A 25,855-nucleotide genomic window follows, 5' to 3' on the forward strand; every position below is an offset into this window, starting at 1 on the left:
CTCGGCGAGCGCAGCGGGCCGTTGGCGGAAACATTCCGCCGACCATGGGTCGGCGCTACCGAGGCCGCCATGGACCTGTCGAAGGTGGGGCGGGGTGGATTGGCGGGGGTGTAGAGCGCCATGGATGGCGCGAAACAAGGCCCGCATGGATGCAGTTTTTGCCGTCCCCCGCCAACCCACCCCGCCCCGCCAACGCAACAGCCCGGCAGGCTCTTGCTCTTGACGTTGCCGTTGCTCTGGCCTGAGCAGGTGCCGGGCGCGGCCCGGCAACACATCAACTACCGTGGCTGCTTGATCGGCAGCACGATCCGGAACGTGGACCCCACCCCCGGCGTGCTGTCCAGGTCGATCCGGCCGTTGTGCTTGTTGATGATGCTGTAGGAAATCGACAGGCCCAGTCCGGTCCCGCTGCCCACCGGTTTGGTGGTGAAGAAGGGATCGAAGATGCGCTGGCGCAGATCCGGCGAAATGCCGCCGCCGCTGTCCTGGAACTCCACCCAGACGTGCTCGCCGTCCACCCCGGTACGCACGGTGATCACCCCCCGTTCGTCGATCGCATGGCCGGCGTTGAGCAGCAGGTTCATGTAGACCTGGTTGAGCTCCGAAGGCAGGCATTCCACCAGCGGCAGCTGTCCAAACTCACGGTGCAGTTCTACCTTGTACTTGAGCTCGTTCCAGATGATGTTGATGGTCGACTCCAGCCCGGAGTGCAGGTCCACCAGCTTCCACGACTCGTCGCGGCCGGAATAGGAAAAGTCCTTCAGGTCGCGCACGATGCGCGTCACCCGCTCGATTCCCTCGCGCGATTCAGCCATCAACTGCGGAAGATCCCGGCTGATGAAGTCGATGTCGAGGCGATCGCGGATGTCATCGATTTCCGGGATGAGCGTCTTTGGATCCGGCGCACGCAATGCGCGCTCGTAGGCCTCGATCACCGTGAACAGGCTGCGCAGGTATTCCTGCAGGCTGCCCAGGTTGGAATGCACGTAACCAATGGGATTGTTGATCTCGTGCGCCACGCCCGCGGCCAGCTGGCCGATCGAAGCCATCTTCTCCGACTGCAGCAGTTTTTCCTGCGCGCCATTCAGCCGCAGATAGGCCTGGCGGAGCTCGGCGTGCCGCTGCTGGAGTTCGCGTTCGTAGTCTTCCTGGCCTTCGACCCGGCGGAACAGGCCCAGGTAATACCCTGCGCCCTGGTCACGGTGGTGGTAAAGCTGGGCGGTGACGACCGCTTCGCCCATCACCAGGCTGCCACTCCATTGCCCCTCACGTCGCGCAACCGCCATCGCATCGGGCGGCAGCAGGGCGCGCAGCCGCTGCGCGGGACCGGAACCGCTGCCCGGACCGGTGCCCAGCAACGCCTCCACGGCCGGGTTGGCCAGGATCACTGAATCATCGTCGGTGAAAAGCAGCAGGCCTTCGCGCACCGGTGCAAGCAGCGCCTGCAGGAGCGCGGGCGAAGGGAAGGACGAGGTCGGGTTCGGGAAGGCGGCAGGCACGGGCGCTCGGCGTGGCAGGGATGAGTGCCACTATACGATGCCTGCGGATGCGGGCGGGCTGCAACACGGGCGGCATGCCGCCGGCCTGGATCAGGCGACGGCGAGCGGACGTCCGGCCGTCATCTGCTGGGACTGCCCCTTGCTGTCATATGCCGGCGCATCCTCGCTGCGGCCAAGCTGGCGCAATGCCCAGTTGACCTCGCGGCGGCGGCGCGACAGCAGCACGCCGTTGGCGCGGTTGCGTTCGGCCAGTTCCTGCAACTGACTGGATTCGCCGACCGGCAGCGCCTTGTCCAGTGCGCGCAGGGCGTCCAGCTTGGCCCCGGTGGCACGGATCAACGCATGCACATCGTGCGCGACCAAGGCCTGGCGCTCGGCATCCAGGGCTTCGCTCAGCCGTTGCATGGGCTCGCTCATGGGCGTGCTCATCCCTGCAGCTGCTGGTCCAGATCAAGCATGCGCGATGCAATCGCTTCTGGATTGATCCGGTAGCTGCCGTTCTGCAGTGACTCACGCACCGCGGCCACGCGCTCGGCATCGATCGCCGGGGCCGCCGAAAGGCTGCGTTCCAGGGCCTGCAGGTTGGTGGCTTCACCGGTCAGCTTCAAGCTGTCGGCTGCCTGCACCGGACGCGCGGGCGCATCGGTACTGATGCCGGGCCGACTGGCCGGACCCACCGCGCGCAGGGTCTGCGCTGCCTGCAGGGTACCGTCGATTTTTTGGCTCATTGGAGCTCCAAGGGTTGCCGTACTGTAACGATAACGGCCACTGGACCGTGATCTTTAGGGGGTTTTGCGATTTTTTTCAGCGCGTCACTAAAACGTCGCCACTGGCGTCCACGGTGCCCTGCACTATCTTGCGCGAGGTCAGGTTCTCCACCGACAGGCGTTCGTTCTCGCCCGCGTCGCCCAGTGCCTTGCCGGCAACCCGGACTTCCACCGAACCGTGCCGGGACACCAGCGCCACGCTGTCGCCGCGCCGGACCAGCCGCTGTGCGACCAGGTCAGAGGCGGACAGCAGGCTGCCCGCCTGCAGCGTCCGGCGTGCCACCCGGCCGACGGCAGCGGCGGGGTCGGCCAGCACGGCGCCGGCGATCCGCGCTGCATCACGCTGGGCAGTGGTCATATCGGCAGCGGCCAGTATTTCTCCAGCGGCAATGCCGCGCGCCAGCACCAGCACGGTCTGCTCGCGGCGCACTTTCACCGGCACGAACAGGCGCCAGCCGCCGGCATCGGGGCAGCTGACTTCCACGGTGGTGTTTGCGGTGGGCTGGGCGAGGAGGCTCTGGCCGCAGGCCGGCAGTCGCAACGCATCGGCCACCAGCGCCTCGCCCTGCTCACCGGCTGACAGCGTGGACAGTGCGGCCGTGCGGATGCTGTCCACCGGCTGCCATGACGGCGCGGCCCAGGCGGGCGCAGCCATCGCCAGCATCAGCCAGCACATCGTCTTGAAGAATGGCATGCCATCTCCGGTCATGGGATCACCCGCCCTGCTGCAAGTGCCGTGCCAGTTTCCACGCATCCGCGCCACTCAAGTCCAACGCCGGCGCGCCGATACAGCCTGCATGTCACATGACCTGCTCAACCGCATCGACCAACGCACCCGGCTGGCCGGCCACAACCGGCTGGCACTGCTGCTGTTCCGCCTGGGCGGACGCCAGCTTTTTGGCGTCAACGTGTTCAAGGTGCAGGAAGTGCTGCGGCGCCCTGCCCTGTTCCAGGTGCCGGGCCTGCCCAGCCAGTTCTCCGGCGTGGCCGACGTGCGCGGCCGCTCGGTGCCGGTGCTGGACCTTGGCGTGGCCATCGGCCATCCCGAGCGGGGCAACAACGGCGACGGCCCGGGCTATCTGGTGGTGACCGAATTCAACCGGTCCATCCAGGGCTTCCTGGTCAGCGGGGTGGAGCGCATCGTCAACATCGCCGTGCAGGACATCCATCCGCCGCCAGAACTCGGCGCCGAATCCAGTTACCTCACCGCGGTGACCCGCTTCCAGGGTGAGCTGATCCAGGTGATCGACGTGGAGAGCGTGCTGGCCGACATCGCCCAGACCCGCAGCGAAGCGGTACTCGACCCGGCGATGGCCCTGCCCGCCGACGCCCCGCCGATGCAGGTGCTGGTGGTGGACGATTCGCGCGTGGCGCGCCAGCAGATCCGCAGCGTGCTGGACCAGCTCGGCGTCGGCGCGACCCTGCTTTCCGATGGCAAGCAGGCACTGGACCACCTGCTGCAGATCCACGCGGCGGGTGAAGACCCGGCCCAGCGCTACGCGATGGTGATCTCCGACATTGAAATGCCGGCGATGGACGGCTACACCCTGACCACCGAAATCCGCCGCCACCCGGGCCTGTCCGGCCTGTTCGTACTGCTGCACACCTCCCTGTCCGGCGTGTTCAACAACGCGATGGTCGAACGGGTGGGCGCCAACGCCTTCGTCGCCAAATATTCCCCGCACGAACTGGCCGACTTCGTGCTCGACCGCCTGCGCCGCGTCGCCGAAGCCGCCTGACGCACGCGCGACGGGTATCCCGGCAGCCCCGCCGAGCATGGCTCGGCGCTACCGGCTCTGGCCCGCCGCGCACGTAGACCTTGCAGACGCGGGGGGCGGCCCGTGCGGGACCGTTGGAGCCCCGGACGGGCGCAAACGAGACCCCATGGATGGGTTCACGGCGTGTCCCGCACGGGCCCGCCCCCCCGCCTCCCACGCGCAGCCGCAGCAGGCCGCCAAAGATGCTTTGGCACGGCGCTTGCAGCCTCCCCGGCACAGTTCCGTGGGAGCGCGCCATGTCCAACCTGATTTCCGACTACCTGGGGGTCCATGCCCAGGCCATGCCGTTGCGCGAGCAGCGCATGAAGCTGATCGCCAGCAACCTCGGCAACGCCGACACCCCCGGCTACAAGGCCCAGGACCTGGACTTCGACGCCGCCCTGCGCAGCGCCCAGGGCCAGTCCGGCAACGGCCTGATGGCCACCACCAACGAACAGCACCTGGCGATCGGCGGCGGCCTGAACCCGTTCCAGGTCTCCCGTGAAGGCATCCAGCCCAACCTCGACGGCAACACCGTTGACCCGGACACCGAGCGCGCCGCCTACGGCCGTGCCGCGCTGGAATACCGGGCCTCGCTGAGCTTCGTCGAATCCAAGGTGCGCTCCATGCTCACCGCGATCACGGGGCAATAAGCCATGAGCAACCTGCCGATCTTCGACATCGCCGGCTCCGCCCTGCAGGCGCAGTCGGTGCGCATGAGCACCATCGCCTCCAACCTGTCCAACGCCGATTCGGTGGCCGGCTCGGCCGAGGCGGTGTACAAGCCGCTGGAACCGATCTTCCAGGCCTTCACCAGCCGCACCGACCCCAACATCACCACGGTGCAGGTGAAGGAGATCAGCCAGAGCAACGCTGCGCCGATCAAGCGCTACGAGCCCGGCCATCCGCTGGCCGACGGCGATGGCTACATCTACCAGGCCGACGTCGACCCGGTCGCGCAGATGGTCAACCTGATCTCCACCTCGCGCAACTACCAGGCCGGCGTGGAAATGCTGAGCACCGCCAAGGAACTGGCCCTCGCCACGCTGACGATGGGCCGCTGACGCGCGCCCGCAAGGATCTCTCCATGAGTACTGCCATCACCACCCAGTCCAGCCAGGACGTGTATGCCACCCTCGGCCTGAACTCGCCCAACAGCAGCGCCAGCAAGAAGAAGGACACGCTGGAGCAGGCCGACTTCCTGCGCCTGATGACCGAACAGCTGCAGCACCAGGACCCGCTGAAGCCGATGGACAACACGCAGATGGTCGCGCAGATGGCGCAGATGTCCACCGTGCAGGGCATCACCGACCTCAACACCACCGTGCAGGGCTTCCAGACCTCGATGGCCAGCGACCAGGTGCTGCGTGGCGCCGCGCTGGTCGGCCACGACGTGCTGGTGCCGTCGGAAAAGATGGTGCTGGAAGCCGAAGGCAGCGTCGGCGGCGTGGTCGCCGCACCGGGCGCCGGCATGATCAACGTGGACATCACCGATGCCAACGGCCTGAAGGTCGCCCAGATCAGCGTGGAAGCCAGCGCCGCCGGCGAGACCAGCTTCGAATGGGATGGCAAGGACAGCAGCGGCAACCGCCTGCCGCCCGGCAACTATTCGCTGGTGGCCAACCACACCGACACCGCCGGTGCGCAGACCAAGCTCGGCACCTACGTGGAGGCCCCGGTGGAAAGCGTGACCGTCGGTTCCGATGGCCTGTACCTGAACCTCAAGGGATTGGGCGCCGCCCCGATCGACTACGTGCTCCGCATCAGCTGAGCCCCCAGACCGCATAACCGAGGAGTCCACCATGGCTTTCAATGTCTCGCTGTCCGGCATCAACGCTGCCAACACCGACCTCAGCGTCACCGCCAACAACGTCGCCAACGTCAACACGACCGGCTTCAAGCAGTCGCGCGCCGAGTTCGCCGATCTGTTCTCGGCCACCAGCTATGGCCTGTCACGCAATGCGGTGGGCTCCGGCGCACGCGTGTCCAACGTGGCCCAGCAGTTCAGCCAGGGCAACAACAGCCAGACCGGGCGCAGCCTGGACCTGGCCGTGTCCGGCGAAGGCTTCTTCACCATGAGCATGAACGGCCAGCGCACCTACTCGCGCGCCGGCAATTTCCAGACCGATGCGCAGGGCTTCGTGATCAACCCGGCCGGTGCACGCCTGCAGGTGTTCACCCCCAACGCCGATGGCACGACCTTCGATTCCGGTCGCCTGACCGACCTGCAACTGCTGACCACCGACAGCCCGCCCAAGCAGACCGGCAGCGTGCAGCTGGCCTTCACCCTGCCGGCCAACAGCAGCCAGCCCACCGTGACGCCGTTCGATCCGACCGATTCGAACAGCTACAGCCAGTCCAGCGGCGGCGTGACGGTGTATGACTCGCTCGGTGTCAGCCACACCCAGACCTCGTATTTCGTCAAGGGCACGGCCGCCAACGAGTGGCAGGTGTACAACTACGTCGACGGCCAGGCCGCCGGCGCACCGACCACGCTGCAGTTCAACGAGAGCGGCGCGCTGGTTGCCCCGGCCAACGGCAGGATCACCCTGGACGGCTTCACCCCGGCCACCGGCGCCGGCCAGCTCAACCTGACCCTGGACGTGGCCGGGTCGACCCAGTACGGCGAGAAGTTCGCCCTGCGCAATTTCCAGCAGGATGGCTACGCGGCCGGCAAGCTCAACGAGATCAGCGTCTCCGAACAGGGCGTGGTCTATGCGCGCTATTCCAATGGCGATGACAAGGCGCTGGGCCAGGTCGCACTGACCAACTTCAACAATGCCCAGGGACTGCAGTCCACCGGTGACAACATGTGGGTGGAAACCTTCGCCTCGGGCTCGCCGCGCACCGCCGCGCCGGACACCTCCGACCTCGGCAAGATCCAGGCCGGCGCCCTGGAATCGTCCACCGTGGACCTCACCGAGCAGCTGGTGAACATGATCGTGGCCCAGCGCAACTTCCAGGCCAATTCGCAGATGCTCAGCACCCAGGACCAGGTCACCCAGACCATCATCAACATCCGTTGATGATGGCCGGCTGACCGCAGCACGGAGCTTTCCATGGACAAGGCCCTCTACGTCGCGATGACCGGCGCCCGTGCCTCCCTGCAGGCACAGGGCACGGTGTCGCACAACATCGCCAACACCGATACGCCCGGCTTCAAGGAAGCGCTGGCCAATACCGAAGCCTTCCCGATCCGCGGGCAGGGTTTCGCTTCGCGCGTGGACGCGATCCATGTCGACGCCGGCTTCAACCGGCGCGTCGGTGCCCAGCACATCACCGGCAATCCGCTGGACCTGTCCCTGCAGGCCGGCAGCTGGCTGACCGTGCAGGCACCGGGCGGTGGCGAGGCCTACACCCGCGGTGCGGCGCTGTCGCTGACCCCGAACGGCCAGCTGGTCACCGCCGGCGGCCACGCGGTGCTGGATGAAAACGAAAATCCGATCGCCATCCCGCCGCACCAGGCGATGGAAATCGGCAACGACGGCACCATCTCGATCATCCCGCTCGGCGAGGGCCCGCAGACCATGGCGGTGATCGGCCGGATCAAGGTGGTGGCGGCCGATGACGCGCGGCTGGAACGTGGGCTGGACGGCCTGTTCCGCAATACCGATCCGCAGCAGCCGTTCGTGCAGACCCAGGGCAAGGCACTGGAAAGCGGCCAGCTGGAAGGCAGCAACGTGGACGCCGCCGGTGCGCTGGTGCAGATGATCCAGCTGCAGCGCCAGTACGAAATGCAGGTCAAGGTGATCAAGCACGGCGACGAGAACGCACGCAGCGCCAATAGTCTGCTGCGGCTGAACGGCTGAGTCCACGCCGACGACGGAATACCGGCGCGCCGCAATGGCACGCCGCTTGCAGTACCCCTGGTGAAGCACCTGCGAGCGTTCGCAGGTACCTGCCCCGCCCCGCTGGGCCGGACACCACGCAGAGGAACCGACCATGAACCAGGCACTGTGGATCGCCAAGACCGGACTGGACGCGCAGCAGACGCGCATGTCGGTGGTATCCAACAACCTCGCCAACACCAACACGACCGGCTTCAAGCAGGACCGTGCCAGTTTCGAGGACCTGCTGTACCAGCAGGTGCGCCAGCCGGGCGGTGCCACGTCGGCGCAGACGCAGTTGCCGACCGGCCTGCAGCTGGGCACCGGCGTGCGCGTGGTGGCAACCGCGAAGAACTTCGAACAGGGCAGCCAGCAGCAGACCGGGCGCGCACTGGACGTGATGGTCAACGGCCGGGGTTTCTTCGAAGTCTCCATGCCCGACGGCAGCTCGGCGTACACCCGCGACGGTTCGTTCAAGGTCAACCAGGACGGCGAGCTGGTCACCAACAGCGGTTACCCGGTGCAGCCGGGCATCCAGATCCCGGAAGGCGCGCAGACCTTGACCATCGGCAGCGACGGCACGGTCAGCGTGAAGATGGCCGATGACGCGGCGACGGTGGAAATCGGCGCGCTGACCCTGACCGACTTCATCAACCCCGCCGGCCTGCAGTCGCGCGGCGAGAACCTGTACCTGGAGACCACCGCCTCCGGTCCGGCACAGAACGGCAATCCCGGCCTCAACGGGCTGGGCAACGTGGTCCAGGGCGCACTGGAAGGCAGCAACGTCAACGTGGTGGAAGAGCTGGTTTCGATGATCGAAACCCAGCGCGCCTACGAAATGAACGCCAAGGCCATTTCCACGACCGACTCGATGCTCGGCTACCTCAACAACAACGTCTGATCGGACCGCCATCATGCTGCCAGCCGCTTCCCTCGCCCGCCTGACCTTCGCTGCCGCCGCCATCGCGCTGCTGGGCGGCTGCGTGATCGCCGGCGACGTGCGCCCCTACCCGGCCCTGGCGCCGGTGCAGCCGGTGATGCCGCCGCAGGCCCAGGCAACGGCCGGGGCGATCTACGCCGCCGGTCCGTCGCTGCAGCTGTATTCGGACCGCCGCGCACGCGATGTCGGCGACCTGCTGACGATCACCCTGCTGGAAAACACCCAGGCGCAGATGAGCGCGAACACCGCCACCAGCAAGGAATCCGAGCTGGCGATCGGCACCCCGACCATCTTCGGCGCACCGGTCACCCTGGGCGGCAAGGACATCCTGTCGGCCACTGCCAACGGATCGCGCGATTTCACCGGCCGCGGCAACAGCGCACAGAGCAACCGCCTGCAGGGCAACGTGACGGTCACGGTGATGCAGCGCCTGCCCAACGGCAACCTGGTGGTGCAGGGCCAGAAGAACCTGCGGCTCAACCAGGGCGATGAACTTGTGCAGGTGCAGGGCATCGTGCGCGCCGCCGACATCGCACCGGACAACACCATTCCCTCCAGCCGCGTGGCCGAAGCCCGCATCGTCTACGGCGGACGTGGCGCGGTGGCGCAGTCCAATGCCATGGGCTGGCTGAGCCGCTTCTTCAATTCCGGCCTGGCGCCGTTCTGAGCATGCCTGCCATGAACCTCCTCACTTTCTCTGCCCGCCTGCTGACCGCTGCCCTGGTCGTTGCCGGTGCCGCGTTGCCGGCGCACGCCGAACGCATCAAAGACCTGGCCCAGGTCGGCGGCGTGCGTGGCAATGCGCTGGTGGGCTACGGCCTGGTGGTCGGCCTGGATGGCAGCGGTGACCGCACCAGCCAGGCACCGTTCACCGTGCAGAGCCTGAAGAACCTGCTCGGCGAACTGGGCGTCAATGTTCCGGCGAACGTCAATCCGCAGCTGAAGAACGTCGCCGCCGTGGCGATCCACGCCGAGCTGCCGCCGTTCGCCAAGCCGGGCCAGCCGATCGACATTACCGTCTCCTCGATCGGCAATGCGGTGTCGCTGCGCGGTGGTTCGCTGCTGATGGCCCCGCTGAAGGGTGCCGACGGCCAGGTCTACGCGATCGCCCAGGGCAACCTGATCGTCGGCGGTTTCGGCGCACAGGGCCGCGATGGCTCGCGGGTGTCGGTCAACGTGCCCAGCGTCGGCCGCATCCCCAACGGTGCCACCGTCGAACGGGCGCTGCCGGATGTGTTCGGCGCCGCCGGCGAGATCACCCTGAACCTGCACAAGAACGATTTCACCACCGTCTCGCGCATGGTCGCCGCACTCAACAATGCCTTCGGCGAAGGCGCTGCCCGCGCCGTCGACGGCGTCACCGTCGCGGTCAACGCGCCGAGCGATCCCGGCGCACGCATCGGCCTGCTGGCCCGCATCGAAAGCCTGGAGCTGACCCCCGGCGCGGCATCGGCCAAGGTCGTGGTCAATTCGCGCACCGGTACGGTGGTGATCGGCCAGCAGGTCCGCGTGGGCGCCGCCGCGATCTCGCACGGCTCGCTGACGGTGACCATCCAGGAAGGCACCAACGTGAGCCAGCCCAATGCGTTGGCCGGCGGCCAGACCGTGGTGTCCCCGCAGTCCACCATCACCGCCACCAACGATGGCAGCCGCATGTTCAAGTTCAACGGCGGCACCTCGCTGGATGAAATCGTGCACGCGGTGAACGCCGTGGGCGCCGCCCCGGGCGACCTGATCGCGATCCTGGAAGCCCTCAAGCAGGCCGGTGCGCTGAGCGCCGAGCTCGAGGTGATCTGACATGCGCATCCAGCCCTCCTTCGAACTCAATCCTTCGCAGCGCAACGATCCGGCCCAGGTCGACAAGGTCGCGCGCCAGCTTGAAGGACAGTTCGCGCAGATGCTGGTCAAGAGCATGCGCGATGCCAGTTTCGGTGACGCGCTGTTCCCGGGCGAAAACACCATGTTCCGCGAGATGTACGACCAGAAGATCGCCGAGTCGATGACCCGCGGCAAGGGCCTGGGGCTGTCGGCGGTGATCAGCCGCCAGCTTTCCGGCGCGGCTGCGGACGGCCCGGCACTGGATGGGCGGATCAACGCCACCGAAGCCACCCGCGCCTACCAGCTCAACGCCCCGGCCACTGAAGCGCCGGCGATGCCGCTGGAAGACGCCGACCAGGCCGTGCGCATGCTGCAGCAGATGGCCGCGGGCAGCTCGCCGCGCCTGTTGCAGCCGATGGAACAGACCCTGGACCTGATCGCCGGGCGCGACAGCAGCAGCATGCACCAGGCGCTGGGCAGCAGCGATCCGTATGCCGCACAGACCCTGGCCGCGCCCGCACCGGTTGCGGCCGATGACCAGTGGACGGCGACCGCGACCAACCGCGGCACCGGCCCGTCGGCGATCGATACCCTGGCCAGCAGTTCGGCTGTGGCGCGCCTCGGCTCGCACACCCCGGAAGGCTTCGTGGCCGGCATCTGGGCACACGCACAGACCGCCGCCAAGGAACTCGGCGTGGATGCCCGTGCGCTGGTCGCGCAGGCCGCGCTGGAAACCGGCTGGGGCAAGCGCCAGATCACCCACGGCGATGGCCGCACCTCGCACAACCTGTTCGGCATCAAGGCCACCGGCTGGAGCGGCGACCGCGCCACCGTGGGCACCCACGAATATGTGAATGGCGCACGCCGCAACGAAACCGCCAGCTTCCGCAGCTACAGCTCGCCGGCCGAAAGCTTCGCCGACTACGTGCGCCTGCTGAAGAGCAACCCGCGCTACCAGAAGGCACTGGAAGCCGGCACCGACGTGCGCGGCTTCGCGCGCGGGCTGCAGCAGGCCGGCTATGCGACCGACCCGTCGTATGCCAACAAGATCGCCAGCATCGCTGGCGGCCCGACCATCGAACGCGCGGTAGCCGCAATCAGCGATGCCGGCGCGCAGTTGGGTCGCACCTTCGCCAGCACTGCCCAGGCAGCGCTGGGCACCGTCCGTCGCTGAGGAACCCCATGACCAGCGTGCTTTCTACCGGTACCAGTGCCCTGCTCGCCTTCCAGCGCGCACTGGCCACCACCAGCCACAACGTGGCCAACATCAACACCGTTGGCTACAGCCGGCAGCGCGTGGACTTCGCCACCGCCGATCCCCAGCAGATGGGCTATGGCACGGTTGGCAACGGCACCCGCATCGCCGATATCCGCCGGGTCGCCGACCAGCTGGCGATCTCGCGGCTGCTCGATGGCAGCGGCGAACTGGCCCGGCTGAAGCAGCTGTCCAGCATGGCCGACCGCGTCGATTCGCTGTTCTCCGATGCCTCCACCAACGTGGCCGGGGTGTGGTCGAACTTCTTCGATTCGGTCAGCGGACTGTCGTCCAACGCATCAGCCACCGCTGACCGCCAGAACGTGCTGGACAGCGCGAACACACTGGCCAACCGCTTCCGCCAGCTCAACACGAGCCTGGACAGCCTCAACAGCGAGGTCAACAACGGCATCAGCGCCGCGGCGACCGAGATCAACCGTCTGGCCGCGGAAGTGGCGCAGATCAATGGCGCCATCGGCAGCAATGCGGCCAATGCCGCACCGGACCTGCTGGACCGCCGTGACCAGCTGATCGCCAGCCTGGTCGGTTACACCGGCGGCAACGCGGTGATCCAGGACGGCGGCTTCATGAACGTCTACACCGCCGGTGGCCAGGCACTGGTGGTCGGCAGCACCGCCAGCAAGGTCACCACGGTCACCGATGCCTACCAGCCCGAGCGCCTGCAGCTTGCGCTGGAGACCCAGGGCGCCAAGGTGGTGCTGGATTCCAAGGCGCTGGGCGGCCAGGTGGGCGGACTGATGGAGTTCCGCGACACCGTGCTGACCCCGGCCCAGGCCGAACTGGGCAAGCTGGCGGTGGGCCTTGCGACCACCTTCAACGACACCCACCGCAACGGCGTGGATCTGTACGGACAGATGGGCACCGACCTGTTCAACATCGGCAGCCCGCGCATCACCGACAACACCGCCAACACCGGCAGTGCGACGATCCAGGCCAGCTTCGGCGACCTGTCCAGGCTGGATGCGCACAACATCGTGCTGCGCTTCGACGGTACCCAGTGGCAGGCCAACCGCGCCGACACCGGTGCGGCAATCCCGCTGACCGGCAGCGGCAGTGCGGCCGATCCGCTGGTGATCAACGGCGTGCAGATGGTGGTCGGTGGCACTCCGGCGGCCAATGACCGCTTCCTGCTGCAGCCGACCGCCAACGTGGCCGGCAGCATGAGCGTGGCGATCACCGATCCGTCGCGGCTGGCCGCGGCTGCGCCGATCAAGGGTGCGGCGGCCACCGCCAACACCGGCACCGGCAAGCTCACCGACGTCAAGGTGGTCGACGCCGCCGATGCAGCGCTGCGCAACCCGGCCGCGATCGTCTTCACCGCCGCCGGCCAGTACACCATCGACGGCGCCGGCCCGTTCGCCTACACCGCCGGCCAGACCATCACCGCCAACGGCTGGAGCTTCGTGCTGGATGGCGCGCCCAAGCCGGGCGACAGCTTCAACATCACCCCGGTCGGTGCCGGTTCGTCGGACAACAGCAATGCGCTGGCATTGGCCAAGGTGGAGGACGCCAAGACCTTCAACAGCGGCACCGTCACCCTCAATGGCGCGCTGGGTGGGCTGACCACCCAGGTCGGCGCGGCCGCGCGTTCGGCGCAGTACTCGCTGGATGCGCAGCAGGTGATCACCGACCAGGCACAGGCCGCGCGCGATTCGGTATCCGGGGTCAACCTGGACGAAGAAGCAGCGGACATGCTCCGCCTGCAGCAGGCCTACCAGGCCGCTTCGCAGCTGATTTCCACCGCCGACACCATGTTCCAGACCATCCTCGGAGCCGTCTCGCGATGAATGACCGTATTTCCACCGGGATGATGTTCAGCCAATCGGTTTCGCTGATGCTGGGCAAGCAGTCCAAGATCAACCACCTGGAACAGCAGATCGCCACCGGCAGCAAGATCGTGTCGGCCAAGGACGATCCGGTCGCTGCCGGCACCGCCGTCGGGCTGGACCGCGTGGTGGCCGGGCTGGAGCAGCTCGGCAAGAACGCCAACAACGCGCAGAACCGCCTGGGCCTGCAGGAAAACGCCTTGGCCCAAGCCAATGAACTGATGACCCGCGCGGTCGAGCTGAGCATCCAGGCCAACACGCCGGTGCCGGGCAACACCGACCTCAAGGCCATCGTCAGTGAGCTGAAGACCATCCAGGACAGCCTGCTGTCGCTGGCCAACAGCAAGGACGGCAGTGGTCGTTACCTGTTCGGTGGCAGCAACGATTCAGACGCGCCCTTCCTCAAGGCCGGCGGCACCGTCAGCTATGTCGGTGACCAGACCCAGCGCCAGGTGGAAGTGGCACCCGGCCAACTGGTCAACGATGCCCTGCCCGGCAGCGAGATCTTCATGCGCATCCGTACCGGTGACGGCACGGTGGACGCCAGCGCCGCCGCGGGCAACACCGGCAGCGGCCTGCTGACCTCGGTAAGCCGCGATGGCAGCGCGGACTGGGACGGCGGCGCGCTCAACGTGCGCTTCACCGCCGCCGGCGAAGGCGCCTACGAGGTGCTGGACGCTACCGGCGCGGTGGTTGCCACCGGCACCCACACCAAGGGCGAAGACATCGTGGTCGGCGGCGTGCGCCTGCGCATCGAAGGGGCACCGGCCGCCGGTGACCGCTTCGACGTGGTGGCCTCCAGCTCGCGCGACATCTTCGCCACCATGGACACGCTGATCGGTGCACTGGAATCGGATCCGCAGACCGCGGCCGACCGCACCGGCATGCAGAACCTGCTGCAGTCGAGCATGCGTGACATCACGCGTGCTTCGGAAAACATGATCGATGCACGGGCCAAGGGCGGTGCGCAGCTGGCCGCCATCGACGACGCCGCCAGCGCACGCGACGCCACCGCCGTAACCGTAAAAAGCACCCTTTCCACCCTGCGCGACCTGGACTACGCCGATGCCATCGGCCAGTACAAGCTCGAAAACGCGGCCCTGCAGGCCGCGCAGACGATCTTCAGCCAGATGCAGGCGATGTCCCTGTTCAACAGTATCCGCTGACCTTCAACCGGGCGCCCCAAGCGCGCCTCTACCAACAGACCCGAGCAACCCACGGAGACGCCCCATGGCACAGATCATCAACACCAACACGATGTCGCTGAACGCCCAGCGCAACCTTTCCACCAGCGGCAACTCGCTGGCCACCTCGATCCAGCGCCTGTCATCGGGCCTGCGCATCAACAGTGCGAAGGACGACGCGGCGGGCCTGGCGATCTCCGAGCGCTTCACCACCCAGATCCGCGGCATCAACCAGGCCGCGCGCAATGCCAACGACGGCATTTCGCTGGCGCAGACCGCCGAAGGCGCGCTGGGCGAGATCGGCAACAACCTGCAGCGCATCCGCGAGCTGGCCGTGCAGGCGCGCAATGCCACCAATTCCGATTCCGACCGCCAGGCACTGAACGCCGAAGTGCAGCTGCTGAAGTCGGAAATCCAGCGCGTGTCCGAGCAGACCAACTTCAACGGCACCAGCCTGCTGGATGGCAGCTTCACCAACCAGGCCTTCCAGATCGGCGCCGACCAGGGCCAGACGATCAACATCTCGCAGATCGCCAACGCCAACACCAACAAGCTCGGCAGCTGGACCAGTGCGTCCACCGCAGCCAGCGTAACCAGCGCCGTGGCCACCGGTGGCGCCGCTGCGGCGGTGCCGAACGCCTCGGTAGTTTCAGGGCAGTTCGATGACGTCACCGCTGCTGCGGGTGGTTTCTCGTTCTCGGTCGGTGGCGTGGAAATCCTCACCGCCGCTGCAGGCGCAACGGTCACCGAAACACAGATCACGCAGGCGCTGTCCGATCGCTCCGCTGATCTGGCGGCTGCCGGCTTCACCTCGACCGGCACGGTTGCCGCTGGCACGCTGGCGTTCTCGCGCGCCGATGGGGGCGAGTTCACCATCGGCATGACCGGTGCCGGCGCGGACGGTTTCCAAGGGGCCGGCTTCGTAGGCTCCCAGGACAATGGCACTGCCGCTGTCGCGGCCAGCTTCGGCGCCATCACGGCCGGCCAGCTGACCCTGTCCACCGCCGATGGCACCGGCACCGTCGACATCGTGGTCGGTGCGTCCAAGGACGCCGCCGAGCGCAACACCATGATGGTCAATGCGGTGAATGCCAAGAGTCACGAAACCGGCGTCACCGCCTCGATCATCGATGGCAAGGTGCAGCTGGAATCGAAGACCGGCAACTTCGAGATCGGGGGCGGCCTGACCGCCGACGAACTGGCTGGGGCCACCGGCTTCACCGCCGGCGACAGCTCGGTCAATGGCCGCTCGTTCACGGCCGGCTCGGCCCAGGTCGGCTTCGCTGCGCTGGACATCTCCTCGCAGGCTGATGCGGACAACGCGATCCTGGCCATGGATGCGGCACTGCAGTCGGTCAATTCGGCGCGTGCTGATCTTGGCGCGATCCAGAACCGCTTCAGCTCCACCATCGCCAACCTGACCACGTCCTCGGAAAACATGTCCGCTGCGCGCAGCCGCATCCGCGACGTGGACTACGCTCAGGAAACCGCCGAACTGACCCGCTCGCAGATCCTGCAGCAGGCCGGCACGGCGATGCTGGCCCAGGCCAACCAGGTGCCGCAGAACGTGCTGAGCCTGCTGCAGTCGTAATGCCGCCCTGCCCGGGAGGCCCGCGCCACGCTGGCCCCCGGTAGCGCCGAGCCATGCTCGGCGGATTGCCAACGCAAGCGCTGCACCGAAAGGCCCCGCCAGGCAACCGGCGGGGCCTTTCTGCCTCCAAAGGCCGCCGAGCATGGCTCGGCGCTACCGATTCCGGAAAAAATAATTGACTTGTGGCTAAAGGCTGGGCAGGCAGTGCCGTTATTGATTTCAGCAGCGGCAGCACACCCCCACGGGGGCGCCAATCCACTGCCCCTAATACCGGCCAGGCTGAACTGCCGGACCCACTGCCAAAAAGGAAAACCGCACCATGGCACAAGTCATCAACACCAACACCATGTCGCTCAACGCCCAGCGCAACCTGAGCACCAGCGGCACCAACCTGGCCACCACCATCCAGCGCCTGTCCTCGGGCCTGCGCATCAACAGCGCCAAGGATGATGCCGCCGGCCTGGCCATCTCCGAGCGCTTCAGCACCCAGATCCGTGGCGCCAACCAGGCTGCCCGCAATGCCAACGACGGCATCTCGCTGGCGCAGACCGCTGAAGGCGCCCTGGGCGAAATCGGCAACAACCTGCAGCGCATGCGTGAACTGGCCGTGCAGTCCCGCAGCGCCACCAACTCCGATTCGGACCGCCAGGCGCTGAACTCGGAAGTTCAGCTGCTGAAGCAGGAAATCCAGCGCGTCGCCGAGCAGACCAACTTCAACGGCACCAACCTGCTGGACGGCAAGTTCACCAACCAGGCCTTCCAGATCGGCGCCAACCAGGGCGAGACGATCAACATCTCGCAGATCGCCAACGCCAACATCAGCAAGCTCGGCAGCTGGACCAGCGCCTCGACCAATGCCTCCGTCAGCGGTGCGGTTCCGAACGGCGGCGCTGCTGCGGCAGTGGCTACCACCACCGGCACCTCGGGTGCGTTCACCAGCGCAGTGTCCAATGCTGACGGCCAAGCGTTCTCGCTGACTGTCGGTGGCGTCGAAGTGCTGTCCCGCACGCAGACTGGCGGCAACCCCGTCACCGTGGACGACGCAGCGATCGACGCTGCACTTGCCACCGATGAAGTTCGCACCGCACTGACCAACGCCGGCATCACTGTCAGCGGTACCGCCGCTGGTGACGACCTGGCCTTCAGCAAGGCCGACGGCACCGACCTGACCGTAGCCGTGGCGAACACCTTCAACACTGCCGGTGGTTTCGCCACTGCAGGCTTTGTTGCAGCACATACCGATGGCACCGAGGCCACCGCCGCTTCCTTCACCGCCGCCTCGTTCACCCTGACCGGCAGCACCGGCTCGGCCACCATCTCACTGGATGCCGCCAAGTCCGCTGGCGACCGCGCTACCCAGATGGTCAACGCGGTCAACGCCAAGACCCACGAAACCGGCGTCAGCGCTTCGCTGGTCGAAGGCAAGCTGCAGCTGACCGGCAAGGAAGGCAACTTCGAAATCGCCGTCGCCGACGGTACCGATGCTGCTGCGCTGACCGCACAGACCGGCCTGACGGCTGCCGAGACCACCAACTACGCCGCCGGCGGTGCCAAGACCGGCTTCGCCGATCTGGACATCTCCTCGGTGGGCGGCGCGGACAACGCGATCCTGGCCATGGACGCAGCGCTGAACTCGGTCAACTCCTCGCGTGCCGACCTCGGCGCGATCCAGAACCGCTTCACCTCGGTCGTTGCCAACCTGAACACCTCTTCGGAGAACATGTCGGCCGCCCGTAGCCGTATCCGCGACGTGGATTACGCTTCGGAAACCGCCGAACTGACCCGCAACCAGATCCTGCAGCAGGCCGGTACGGCCATGCTGGCCCAGGCCAACCAGTCCAGCCAGAGCGTGCTGAGCCTGCTGGGCTGATCTACGGATCCGGTAATACGTGAGACCGGAAAGGGGGCGAAAGCCCCCTTTTCGTTTGTGTGATCGTTGGAAGAGCTGACGGCCAGCGGCCGTCACTACCGCAGCGTGGCACGGGGCTTGCATCAAGCCAGCCAGCGCAGCAGCGCTCAAGCTCGCCCAAACACGGCCGATAGCAGATGCATGGCATCGGCTCGTGCCGTCACAGCACAAGGATCCTTCCATGTCCCTCGGCACCATCGGTTCCGGCCTCGACATCCCCAGCCTGGTCTCCCAGCTTGTCGCCAACGAGCGCGCGCCGAAGGAAAACCAGATCAACAACGCCGGCGTCGCCGCCAGCGCCAAGCTTTCGTCGCTGGGCACCATCAAGAGTGGCATGACCAGCCTGCAGACCGCGCTGAGCGCCCTGGTCAAGGGCGTTGCCAATCCAGGCATCAAGGCCAGCACGCCGACCGAATCGAACTTCACCGCCGTCATCGATACCGCCAGCACCGCGGGCAAGCCGGCCGCCGGCACGCATGAGGTGGAAGTCCGTTCGCTGGCACAGAACCAGAAGCTGAGCTCGAAGGCGTACGAGAAGGACGCGGTGATCGGCGATGGCACGCTGAACATCGGCTATGGCGAGAAGAATGTCAGCGTCACCATTCCGGCCGGCGCCAAGCTGTCCGAAGTGGCTGCGGCGATCAATTCCGCTGCCGGCGGCAAGGGTGTGACGGCGGCCGTGGTCACCGCCGATGATGGCCAGCACCTGGTGCTGACCGCCGTGGATTCGGGCACCAAGGGCGCGCTGACCGTCAGCACCAGCGGTGGCAACGGCGGCCTGGGCGACCTGGTGCACGATGCCGCCGGCGCCTCGAAGATGACCGAAATGGTCGCCGCCAAGGATGCGGTGGTGGTGGTGGATGGCTTCACCCGTACCTCCAGTTCGAACACCGTCACCGATCTGGTCCCCGGCATCACGCTGACGCTGACCAAGGCCGAAGAAGGCAAGAAGCAGACGCTGACGTTGACGCCTGACAACAGCACGCTGAAGACCAACCTCAACGCGTTCATCAGCGCCTACAACTCCATCCAGAGCACGCTGAAGAGCTCCAGCGCCTACAACGCCGAAACCGGCACCGCCGCCACGCTGACCGGCGATGCGATGGTACGCGGCCTGCAGCAGCAGCTGCGCAGCTCACTCAGCGCCAACGTCAACGACATGAAGACGATGGGCCTGACCATCGCAGCGGATGGCACGCTGAGCCTGGATGCAGCCAAGCTGGACACAGCGATGGCGCAGAATCCGGAAGCGGCCAAGTCGCTGTTCGGTGCCGAAGGCAGCATCGGCAAGTCGATGACCGCCCTGCTGAAGAGCAACCTGGACACGACCACCGGCACAATCACCCAGCGCACCAATTCGCTCAACAAGGAAATCAAGGCGCTGGAAAAGCAGCTGGATGACCTGGACGCGCGCATGGAAAAAGTATCCGGCCGCTACACCAAGCAGTTCACCGCGATGGAAGGCCTGGTCACCCAGATGCAGACTGCCAGCAATACGTTGTCCCAGCAGCTGGCCAACAACAGTTCCAAGAGCTGATCCGGCGCCCACGCCAGCCCGCTCAAGTTGATCGGCCTGATGGCCGATACCCATGAAACACCGGTACCGGCTGTACTCCGCCACGGGCGGGACCAGGCAACCGGCACCCCAGGAGAAACCATACATGTACGGCACAAACCGGCAGTTCGCCGAGCAGTACCGCAAGGTCGGCGTAAGCACTTCGGTGGTCGATGCGGACCCGCACAAGCTGGTGGCGCTGCTGCTGGCCGGTGCCTGCGAGCGCATCCGCACCGCCGAGGCCGCGCTGCAGCGCAGTGACCAGGCGCGCAAGGGCAAGGCGATCGGCGAAGCCTGCTCGATCGTCGGCCATCTCGACGGATCGCTGGACCATGAGGCCGGCGGCGAGATCGCCGCCAACCTGTCGGCGCTGTACGAGTTCGTGATCGTGCGCTTGACCGAAGCCAACCTGCACAACGATCCGGCTGCGCTGAAGGATGCACTGAGCCTGATGATGGAGATCGACTCGGCCTGGAACGCCATCCCCGGCGACCAGCGCCAGATCCGTGGCGCAGGCACGCCATGACCGCCCTGCTGCAGCCGCTGCACGCCTCGCTGGAGACGCTGGAAGCGCACCTGCCCAGCGGTGACCACGAAGGCAGCGAACGCCTGATGGCCGAGCACCTGCAGGCGGTGGCCGCGCTGACGCTGAGCGTCGAACGCCCCACCGACGATGCGATCCGGAGCCTGCTCGCCCACCAGCAACGGGTGATGGGCCGCATGGTGCAGCTGCGCGATGAAGCCGCTGCCCACCTCAACCACGGCAAGCGCTCCCTTCGCGCCGCGCATGCCTACCTGAAGGCAGAATCGCTGGCATGACCACGCCCGCCACGCCGCTGATCCACCACCCCGCCGAAAGCGAGCTGTTCGATGAAACGCTGAGCTGCGAAGTGGACCTGCCCGCGGACTTCCTGCGCGGCAGCGGCGGCGTGCGCGCCAGCGCGGCCGAGCAGTTGCTGCGCAGCATCGGCCTGGTGGAAGACAGCCGCGGCGAGGAAAAAGACGAGCGCGGCGAAGCCAGCCCCGGCCAGCAGCGCATCGAAGCCAAGCTCGACCTGGTGCTGCTGCTGGTCGGCCGGCTGGTACGGCAGCAGGCCGATGCCCTGCCCCTGCGTCCGCTGCGCTGGTCGCGGCGCGGCATCCGCCTGCAGCTGGGGCCACGCAGCGGCGCGCTCGCCGGCAGCGTGGGCACGGTGCGCCTGCAACCCAGTGAGTGGCTGCCTGACCACGTGGACCTGCCGGTACAGGTGCTTGCCGAAGCCGCCGATGGCGCCGGTGGCCACTATCTGTGGCTGCGCTTTGGCGACCTCGGCGATGGGCTGGAAATGGCGCTGGAACGGCACCTTTTCCGCCTGCACCGGCGCCAGATCGCCGACGCCCGACGTTACCGCTGACAGCCGGTTTACGAGATGACGGTCGCTATACGCGACTGTCGCTATTGGCTGCCCGGCCCCGGTCCGTTAAGGTGGCTGCTCCCCCGCCTTGCAGTTGCTCACTTTGCGCGTTCTGATCGTCGACGACCACACCCTTGTCCGCGCCGGCCTTGGGCGGCTGCTGCAGGGATTCGCCGATGTCCAGCTCGTGGCCGAAGCCAGCAATGCTGAACAGGCGCTCCAGCAGGCACTGCACCACGCACCGGATGTGGTGCTGATGGATCTTTCCCTGCCCGGGCGCACCGGCCTGGAAGCACTCAGCGATATCCGCCTGCATGCCCCTGGATCGCGTGTGGTGATGATGACCATGCACGACGACGTCGCCCACGTGCGCGATGCGCTGGATCGCGGCGCAGTGGGTTTCGTGGTCAAGGATGCCGCGCCTGGCGAACTGGAACTGGCACTGCGCGCGGCGCATGCCGGCCAGGTGTTCCTGAGCCCACAGATTTCGGCAAAGATGCTCGCCCCGATGCTGGGGCGGGAGAAGCCGGTGGGGGTGGCAGCCCTGTCCCCGCGCCAACGCGAGATCCTGCGCCGGATAGGCAGCGGACAGAGCAACAAGGAAATGGCGGCCGACCTCGGGATCAGCGTCAAGACCGTGGAAACCCATCGCGCACGGATGATGGAATCGCTGGGCTGTCGTCGCGCCAATGACCTGGTGCTGCTGGCCGCGCGCCACCAGAGCGATCTGGAGTAGCGGACGACGACGCTTTTCCGGCGCTGCAGCCGCCGCGCATCGAGATTCCTGCAACGGCAGGCCGGGCCGCTGCTGCGGATCAGGCACTTGCACCTGGCGCCGTGACGGAAACCCGTTGCGATGTAGGGATTCTCCTGACAATCAGTCAGGGATCGCCCTAGCGCGCTCAGGAACCCCCCGATTTCCCCTACCCCGGCCAACAAGCAAGATGTGTTCCATAACGCGTCGGGGATGGCGCAGGGGAATGCAGATGAAAGCCGCACTCAATGTCCAGCTGGGCCAGAACCTCCACCTGACGCCGCAGTTGCTGCAGTCGATCCGGCTGCTGCAGCTCGATGGCCTGCAGCTGGAACAGGAAATCCAGCGCGCCCTGGACAACAACCCGCTGCTGGAAATCGAAGAGGTCCGCGACAGCGTCGCCGAGGCCGGCAGCGCCGAGGACGCGGCCACCGATTCAGCCGCCTTCGACGAACTGCCCGAGAGCGGCATGTGGGACATCCCGGGAGCCAGCTGGCAGGACGGTGACGACGACCGCATGGCGCGCATCGCCGCCGGCCAGTCCAGCGATCCGCACCTGCGCATCCTGCAGGGCCTGGCACTGGAGCTGGACGAGCGCGCACTGGGCATCGCCGCCTTCTGGCTGGAACACTGCGACGACGCCGGCTACCTGCAGGCCCCACTGGCGCAGCTGCAACTGCTGGGCAGCGCCCGGCTGGACGTACCGGCCGAAGAACTGGAAGCCATCCGCCAGCGCCTGCTGCAGGGCGACCCGGCCGGCATGGCCGCGCAGGACCTGGGCGAATGCCTGCAGGCCCAGTTGGACGCCCTGCCCGGTGCGGTGGCCGCCCGCCACCTGGCGCGGCGCATCCTGGCCGCTTCGCTGGAGCTGCTGGCCAGCCACGATTACCCCGCCCTGGCCGCCGCCCAGGGCTGTGAAGAAGCCGACGTGCACGAAGCGGTGCGGCTGATCCTGTCCCTGCAGCCGCGGCCCGGCGACAGCCTGCTGCCCGATCGCAACGCCGTGGTGGTGCCCGATGTCAGCGCCTGGCACGCCGACGGCCAGTGGCGCGTGGCGCTGAACAGCCGCAGCAGCCGCCGGGTGGGCATCAACCGGGACTACGAACAGGCCCTGGCCGACTGCCCCGATGCCAGCCCGGCCATGCGCGAGATGCTCGCCGAGGCACGCTGGCTGACCCGCGGCCTGTCGATGCGCCATGACACCCTGCTGCGCACCGCGCGGGTGATCGTCGAGCGCCAGGCCGCCTTCCTGACCCGCGGCGACGAGGCCATGGCCCCGTTGACCCTGAAGGAAGTGGCCGATGCCATCGGCATGCACGAATCCACCGTTTCGCGCATCACCACCGGGAAATACCTGCAGACCCCGCGTGGTACCTTCGAACTCAAGCACTTCTTCGCCGTGCGGCTGGAAGGGGCCAGTGTCTCCGGGGCGGCCGTGAAAGCCATGGTGCGCCGGCTGATCGAATCTGAACCGGCGGGGCGTCCGCTGGCCGATGAGGCCATCGCCGGGCTGCTGGCACGCCAGGGAGTGAACATTGCGCGCCGGACCGTTGCAAAATACCGGGAACAACTGGATATCGCCCCGGCGCGCGAGCGTCGTCGGCAGGTGGTCCGGCAACCGCTGATGGCCCGGGTGGGCTGAGGACATACTGGAATGGACAAGCTCACCGTGCTGCTGGTCGACGACCACGAGGGTTTCATCAACGCGGCCATGCGCCACTTCCGCAAGGTCGACTGGCTGGCCGTGGTCGGCAGCGCCGGCAATGGGCTGGAAGCCATCGAGCGCTCGGAGAGCCTGCGTCCGCAGGTGGTGCTGATGGACCTGGCGATGCCGGAAATGGGCGGCCTGCAGGCTACCCGCCTGATCAAGTCGCAGGACGATGCCCCGTACATCGTGATCGCCAGCCACTTCGACGATGCCGAACACCGCGAGCACGCGTTGCGCGCCGGCGCCGACAACTTCGTCAGCAAGCTGTCCTATATCCAGGAAGTCATGCCGATCCTGGAAGGGCTGAAGGGAAACTGAGATGAGCGAGTCACGGATCCTGCTGCTGGACAATGACGCCGTCCGCGCCGAGCACACCGTCGCCCTGCTGGAATTCATGGATTTCAACCCGCGCTGGGTATCCGACGCGGCGGATTTCTCCACCGGCCGCTATCGCCAGAACGACTGGATGGCGGTGATCGTCGGCGCGCTGGACGACAACGCAGCGAGCAGCGCGTTGTTCCAGTGGCTGGGCCAGAGCAGCCTGCCCCCGCCAGTGCTGTTGATCGACGGCGACGCGCAGGCGTTCGCGCGCCAGCACGGCATGCATGAAGCCAACATCTGGCCGCTGGAAGCGCCGCTGCGCCATGCCCAGATGGAAGCGTTGCTGCGACGTGCCAGCCTGAAGCGGCTGGATGCCGAACACCAGGCCGGCGCGGTGCAGGAGCAGGGCCCCACCGGCACCGGTCCAGCCGTGATCGCGCTGCGCCAGATGATCGAGCAGGTTTCGGCCTTCGACACCACCGTGCTGGTGCTGGGAGAATCCGGCACCGGCAAGGAAGTGGTCTCGCGCGCGATCCACCAGCGCTCACCGCGCCGCGATGGACCGTTCGTGGCGATCAACTGTGGCGCGATCCCGCCGGACCTGCTGGAAAGCGAGTTGTTCGGTCACGAAAAAGGCGCGTTCACCGGTGCGCTGAGCACGCGCAAGGGCCGTTTCGAAATGGCCGAGGGCGGCACCCTGCTGCTGGACGAGATAGGCGACATGAGCCTGCCGATGCAGGTCAAGCTGCTGCGCGTGCTGCAGGAACGCAGCTTCGAGCGCGTCGGTGGCAATGAAACGATCCGCTGCAACGTGCGCGTCATCGCCGCGACCCACCGCGACCTGGAAAGCCGCATCGCCGATGGCAAGTTCCGCGAGGACCTGTTTTACCGGCTCAACGTGTTCCCGATCGACGTACCGGCGCTGCGCGAACGCATCGAAGACCTGCCGATGCTGGCCGAGAACATCGCCGCCCAGCTGGCGCGCACCGGCCGTGGCGAAGTCCGCTTCGCGCCCGAAGCGCTGCAGGCGCTGACGACCTATGCCTGGCCCGGCAACGTGCGCGAACTGACCAACCTGGTCGAGCGCCTGGCCGTGCTGCATCCCGGTGGCACCGTGCGCGTGCAGGACCTGCCGGTGCGTTATCGCGCCGACCTGCCGGTGCCGGCGGTAGCGGTCGCCCCCGTGGTGGACGCCCCGGCGTCCGGCGATGACCGGCTGGACCTGCGCAGCTTCTCCTTCCATGCCCCCGGCCAGGGCCATGCCCCGGCGGCACCACCGGCCGGCCTGCCGGACGATGGGCTGGACCTGCGCAACCACATGGCCACCATCGAACTGGCGCTGATCCACGAGGCGCTGGAACGTACCCAGGGCGTGGTCGCGCACGCCGCCCAGCTGCTCGGCCTGCGTCGCACGACGCTGGTGGAAAAGCTGCGCAAATACGGTATCGAACGCGACCAGCCGGAACTGACCGGCTGACTGGCCAAGCGCGACTTACCCTGGGTAGCGCCGAGCCATGCTCGGCGAGCGCAGCGGCAAGGGCAACGACGTGACGACCAACGGTCGTCACCCACCGGATGCGACGGCATGACGGCCAGCGGCCGTCACTACCGACATCGCGGCGAGCCATTGGTAGCGCCGAGCCATGCTCGGCGAGCGCAGCGGCAAGGGCACCGACGTGACGACCAACGGTCGTCACCCACCGGATGCGGCGGTTGTCATCCACCGGAT

At 67.0% G+C, this 25,855-nt stretch carries 26 protein-coding genes; 22 read left to right on the plus strand and 4 right to left on the minus strand.

What is annotated here, in order from left to right:
* Window positions 1-278 precede the first annotated feature (278 nt).
* From ABE522_RS15030 to flgA, 4 genes are all read right to left on the minus strand, one after another.
* Window positions 279-1,499: an ATP-binding protein gene (locus ABE522_RS15030; protein WP_346592386.1), complete on the minus strand. Its 1,221-nt coding sequence runs from the start codon at window positions 1,497-1,499 to the stop codon at window positions 279-281.
* Window positions 1,500-1,589: 90 nt separating this feature from the next.
* Window positions 1,590-1,928 (minus strand): flagellar protein FlgN, encoded by a 339-nt coding sequence (locus tag ABE522_RS15035; RefSeq protein WP_101099006.1) that lies wholly within the window; start codon window positions 1,926-1,928, stop codon window positions 1,590-1,592.
* Window positions 1,925-2,227: a flagellar biosynthesis anti-sigma factor FlgM gene (gene flgM / locus ABE522_RS15040; RefSeq protein ID WP_101099007.1), complete on the minus strand. Its 303-nt coding sequence runs from the start codon at window positions 2,225-2,227 to the stop codon at window positions 1,925-1,927. Before flgM ends, ABE522_RS15035 begins: the two co-directional genes overlap by 4 nt.
* 76 nt (window positions 2,228-2,303) lie before the next feature.
* A complete protein-coding gene (flgA, locus tag ABE522_RS15045; RefSeq protein WP_346592387.1) occupies window positions 2,304-2,960 on the minus strand; it encodes a flagellar basal body P-ring formation chaperone FlgA in 657 nt (218 codons plus the stop codon).
* A gap of 103 nt (window positions 2,961-3,063) precedes the next feature.
* On the opposite strand from flgA, the gene ABE522_RS15050 reads away from it, so the two are divergent.
* The 22 genes from ABE522_RS15050 to ABE522_RS15155 all read left to right on the plus strand — a co-directional run bounded on the left by ABE522_RS15050 (window position 3,064) and on the right by ABE522_RS15155 (window position 25,603).
* On the plus strand, window positions 3,064-4,005 hold the full coding sequence (locus tag ABE522_RS15050) for a chemotaxis protein (RefSeq protein ID WP_101099008.1): 942 nt from the start codon (window positions 3,064-3,066) through the stop codon (window positions 4,003-4,005).
* 275 nt (window positions 4,006-4,280) lie between these two features.
* The gene (gene flgB / locus ABE522_RS15055) at window positions 4,281-4,676 is read left to right on the plus strand and encodes a flagellar basal body rod protein FlgB (RefSeq protein ID WP_346592388.1); all 396 of its coding nucleotides are present in this window, start codon (window positions 4,281-4,283) and stop codon (window positions 4,674-4,676) included.
* Window positions 4,677-4,679: 3 nt separating this feature from the next.
* Entirely contained in the window at window positions 4,680-5,087 is a 408-nt protein-coding gene (gene flgC, locus ABE522_RS15060; RefSeq protein ID WP_346592389.1) for a flagellar basal body rod protein FlgC, read from the plus strand.
* 23 nt (window positions 5,088-5,110) lie between these two features.
* Window positions 5,111-5,794: a flagellar hook assembly protein FlgD gene (locus ABE522_RS15065; RefSeq protein WP_346592390.1), complete on the plus strand. Its 684-nt coding sequence runs from the start codon at window positions 5,111-5,113 to the stop codon at window positions 5,792-5,794.
* Window positions 5,795-5,825: 31 nt separating this feature from the next.
* A complete protein-coding gene (gene flgE, locus ABE522_RS15070; protein ID WP_182657637.1) occupies window positions 5,826-7,049 on the plus strand; it encodes a flagellar hook protein FlgE in 1,224 nt (407 codons plus the stop codon).
* Between the two features lie 33 nt (window positions 7,050-7,082).
* Window positions 7,083-7,832: a flagellar basal body rod protein FlgF gene (locus ABE522_RS15075; protein WP_346592391.1), complete on the plus strand. Its 750-nt coding sequence runs from the start codon at window positions 7,083-7,085 to the stop codon at window positions 7,830-7,832.
* A 133-nt stretch (window positions 7,833-7,965) separates the two neighbouring features.
* Window positions 7,966-8,751 carry a flagellar basal-body rod protein FlgG gene (flgG, locus tag ABE522_RS15080; RefSeq protein WP_042615437.1) on the plus strand — a complete coding sequence of 262 codons (786 nt, stop codon included), beginning with the start codon at window positions 7,966-7,968 and terminating at the stop codon, window positions 8,749-8,751.
* Between the two features lie 13 nt (window positions 8,752-8,764).
* Entirely contained in the window at window positions 8,765-9,457 is a 693-nt protein-coding gene (gene flgH / locus ABE522_RS15085) for a flagellar basal body L-ring protein FlgH (protein WP_346592392.1), read from the plus strand.
* A gap of 11 nt (window positions 9,458-9,468) precedes the next feature.
* Window positions 9,469-10,587 (plus strand): flagellar basal body P-ring protein FlgI, encoded by a 1,119-nt coding sequence (locus tag ABE522_RS15090; protein WP_346592393.1) that lies wholly within the window; start codon window positions 9,469-9,471, stop codon window positions 10,585-10,587.
* Window position 10,588: 1 nt separating this feature from the next.
* Complete coding sequence (gene flgJ, locus ABE522_RS15095) at window positions 10,589-11,782, plus strand: flagellar assembly peptidoglycan hydrolase FlgJ (protein WP_346592394.1); 1,194 nt, start codon at window positions 10,589-10,591, stop codon at window positions 11,780-11,782.
* A gap of 8 nt (window positions 11,783-11,790) precedes the next feature.
* Window positions 11,791-13,671, plus strand: a complete 1,881-nt coding sequence (gene flgK / locus ABE522_RS15100; protein WP_346592395.1) for a flagellar hook-associated protein FlgK — start codon at window positions 11,791-11,793, stop codon at window positions 13,669-13,671.
* Window positions 13,668-14,876 (plus strand): flagellar hook-associated protein FlgL, encoded by a 1,209-nt coding sequence (gene flgL, locus ABE522_RS15105; RefSeq protein WP_346592396.1) that lies wholly within the window; start codon window positions 13,668-13,670, stop codon window positions 14,874-14,876. The genes flgK and flgL overlap by 4 nt, the downstream gene beginning before the upstream one ends.
* A 64-nt stretch (window positions 14,877-14,940) precedes the next feature.
* Window positions 14,941-16,485 (plus strand): flagellin N-terminal helical domain-containing protein, encoded by a 1,545-nt coding sequence (locus ABE522_RS15110; RefSeq protein ID WP_346592397.1) that lies wholly within the window; start codon window positions 14,941-14,943, stop codon window positions 16,483-16,485.
* Window positions 16,486-16,804: 319 nt separating this feature from the next.
* On the plus strand, window positions 16,805-18,355 hold the full coding sequence (locus ABE522_RS15115) for a flagellin N-terminal helical domain-containing protein (protein ID WP_346592398.1): 1,551 nt from the start codon (window positions 16,805-16,807) through the stop codon (window positions 18,353-18,355).
* A 220-nt stretch (window positions 18,356-18,575) separates the two neighbouring features.
* Entirely contained in the window at window positions 18,576-19,931 is a 1,356-nt protein-coding gene (gene fliD, locus ABE522_RS15120) for a flagellar filament capping protein FliD (RefSeq protein WP_346592399.1), read from the plus strand.
* 124 nt (window positions 19,932-20,055) lie between these two features.
* A complete protein-coding gene (gene fliS, locus ABE522_RS15125) occupies window positions 20,056-20,475 on the plus strand; it encodes a flagellar export chaperone FliS (RefSeq protein ID WP_101099019.1) in 420 nt (139 codons plus the stop codon).
* The gene (locus ABE522_RS15130; RefSeq protein ID WP_346592400.1) at window positions 20,472-20,768 is read left to right on the plus strand and encodes a hypothetical protein; all 297 of its coding nucleotides are present in this window, start codon (window positions 20,472-20,474) and stop codon (window positions 20,766-20,768) included. Before fliS ends, ABE522_RS15130 begins: the two co-directional genes overlap by 4 nt.
* Window positions 20,765-21,343, plus strand: a complete 579-nt coding sequence (locus ABE522_RS15135; protein WP_346592401.1) for a PilZ domain-containing protein — start codon at window positions 20,765-20,767, stop codon at window positions 21,341-21,343. Before ABE522_RS15130 ends, ABE522_RS15135 begins: the two co-directional genes overlap by 4 nt.
* Window positions 21,344-21,446: 103 nt before the next feature.
* Window positions 21,447-22,079, plus strand: a complete 633-nt coding sequence (locus ABE522_RS15140; protein ID WP_192083446.1) for a response regulator — start codon at window positions 21,447-21,449, stop codon at window positions 22,077-22,079.
* Window positions 22,080-22,329: 250 nt separating this feature from the next.
* Window positions 22,330-23,739: an RNA polymerase factor sigma-54 gene (gene rpoN / locus ABE522_RS15145; RefSeq protein ID WP_346592407.1), complete on the plus strand. Its 1,410-nt coding sequence runs from the start codon at window positions 22,330-22,332 to the stop codon at window positions 23,737-23,739.
* A gap of 12 nt (window positions 23,740-23,751) precedes the next feature.
* Complete coding sequence (locus ABE522_RS15150) at window positions 23,752-24,123, plus strand: response regulator (RefSeq protein WP_057507695.1); 372 nt, start codon at window positions 23,752-23,754, stop codon at window positions 24,121-24,123.
* Window position 24,124: 1 nt separating this feature from the next.
* Complete coding sequence (locus ABE522_RS15155) at window positions 24,125-25,603, plus strand: sigma-54 dependent transcriptional regulator (RefSeq protein WP_346592402.1); 1,479 nt, start codon at window positions 24,125-24,127, stop codon at window positions 25,601-25,603.
* The last annotated feature ends 252 nt before the right edge of the window (window positions 25,604-25,855 follow it).

The organism is Stenotrophomonas lacuserhaii (genome assembly GCF_039674585.1).
Taxonomy (GTDB): domain Bacteria; phylum Pseudomonadota; class Gammaproteobacteria; order Xanthomonadales; family Xanthomonadaceae; genus Stenotrophomonas; species Stenotrophomonas pennii_A.

What these genes read in the sequence shown, in the direction of transcription:
- ABE522_RS15035 (WP_101099006.1), bottom strand. Translation starts at nt 1,928, where the DNA reads ATGAGCACGCCCATGAGCGAGCCCATGCAACGGCTGAGCGAAGCCCTG.
- flgM (WP_101099007.1), bottom strand. Translation starts at nt 2,227, where the DNA reads ATGAGCCAAAAAATCGACGGTACCCTGCAGGCAGCGCAGACCCTGCGC.
- flgA (WP_346592387.1), bottom strand. Translation starts at nt 2,960, where the DNA reads ATGCCATTCTTCAAGACGATGTGCTGGCTGATGCTGGCGATGGCTGCG.
- ABE522_RS15050 (WP_101099008.1), top strand. Translation starts at nt 3,064, where the DNA reads ATGTCACATGACCTGCTCAACCGCATCGACCAACGCACCCGGCTGGCC.
- flgB (WP_346592388.1), top strand. Translation starts at nt 4,281, where the DNA reads ATGTCCAACCTGATTTCCGACTACCTGGGGGTCCATGCCCAGGCCATG.
- flgC (WP_346592389.1), top strand. Translation starts at nt 4,680, where the DNA reads ATGAGCAACCTGCCGATCTTCGACATCGCCGGCTCCGCCCTGCAGGCG.
- ABE522_RS15065 (WP_346592390.1), top strand. Translation starts at nt 5,111, where the DNA reads ATGAGTACTGCCATCACCACCCAGTCCAGCCAGGACGTGTATGCCACC.
- flgE (WP_182657637.1), top strand. Translation starts at nt 5,826, where the DNA reads ATGGCTTTCAATGTCTCGCTGTCCGGCATCAACGCTGCCAACACCGAC.
- ABE522_RS15075 (WP_346592391.1), top strand. Translation starts at nt 7,083, where the DNA reads ATGGACAAGGCCCTCTACGTCGCGATGACCGGCGCCCGTGCCTCCCTG.
- flgG (WP_042615437.1), top strand. Translation starts at nt 7,966, where the DNA reads ATGAACCAGGCACTGTGGATCGCCAAGACCGGACTGGACGCGCAGCAG.
- flgH (WP_346592392.1), top strand. Translation starts at nt 8,765, where the DNA reads ATGCTGCCAGCCGCTTCCCTCGCCCGCCTGACCTTCGCTGCCGCCGCC.
- ABE522_RS15090 (WP_346592393.1), top strand. Translation starts at nt 9,469, where the DNA reads ATGAACCTCCTCACTTTCTCTGCCCGCCTGCTGACCGCTGCCCTGGTC.
- flgJ (WP_346592394.1), top strand. Translation starts at nt 10,589, where the DNA reads ATGCGCATCCAGCCCTCCTTCGAACTCAATCCTTCGCAGCGCAACGAT.
- flgK (WP_346592395.1), top strand. Translation starts at nt 11,791, where the DNA reads ATGACCAGCGTGCTTTCTACCGGTACCAGTGCCCTGCTCGCCTTCCAG.
- flgL (WP_346592396.1), top strand. Translation starts at nt 13,668, where the DNA reads ATGAATGACCGTATTTCCACCGGGATGATGTTCAGCCAATCGGTTTCG.
- ABE522_RS15110 (WP_346592397.1), top strand. Translation starts at nt 14,941, where the DNA reads ATGGCACAGATCATCAACACCAACACGATGTCGCTGAACGCCCAGCGC.
- ABE522_RS15115 (WP_346592398.1), top strand. Translation starts at nt 16,805, where the DNA reads ATGGCACAAGTCATCAACACCAACACCATGTCGCTCAACGCCCAGCGC.
- fliD (WP_346592399.1), top strand. Translation starts at nt 18,576, where the DNA reads ATGTCCCTCGGCACCATCGGTTCCGGCCTCGACATCCCCAGCCTGGTC.
- fliS (WP_101099019.1), top strand. Translation starts at nt 20,056, where the DNA reads ATGTACGGCACAAACCGGCAGTTCGCCGAGCAGTACCGCAAGGTCGGC.
- ABE522_RS15130 (WP_346592400.1), top strand. Translation starts at nt 20,472, where the DNA reads ATGACCGCCCTGCTGCAGCCGCTGCACGCCTCGCTGGAGACGCTGGAA.
- ABE522_RS15135 (WP_346592401.1), top strand. Translation starts at nt 20,765, where the DNA reads ATGACCACGCCCGCCACGCCGCTGATCCACCACCCCGCCGAAAGCGAG.
- rpoN (WP_346592407.1), top strand. Translation starts at nt 22,330, where the DNA reads ATGAAAGCCGCACTCAATGTCCAGCTGGGCCAGAACCTCCACCTGACG.
- ABE522_RS15150 (WP_057507695.1), top strand. Translation starts at nt 23,752, where the DNA reads ATGGACAAGCTCACCGTGCTGCTGGTCGACGACCACGAGGGTTTCATC.
- ABE522_RS15155 (WP_346592402.1), top strand. Translation starts at nt 24,125, where the DNA reads ATGAGCGAGTCACGGATCCTGCTGCTGGACAATGACGCCGTCCGCGCC.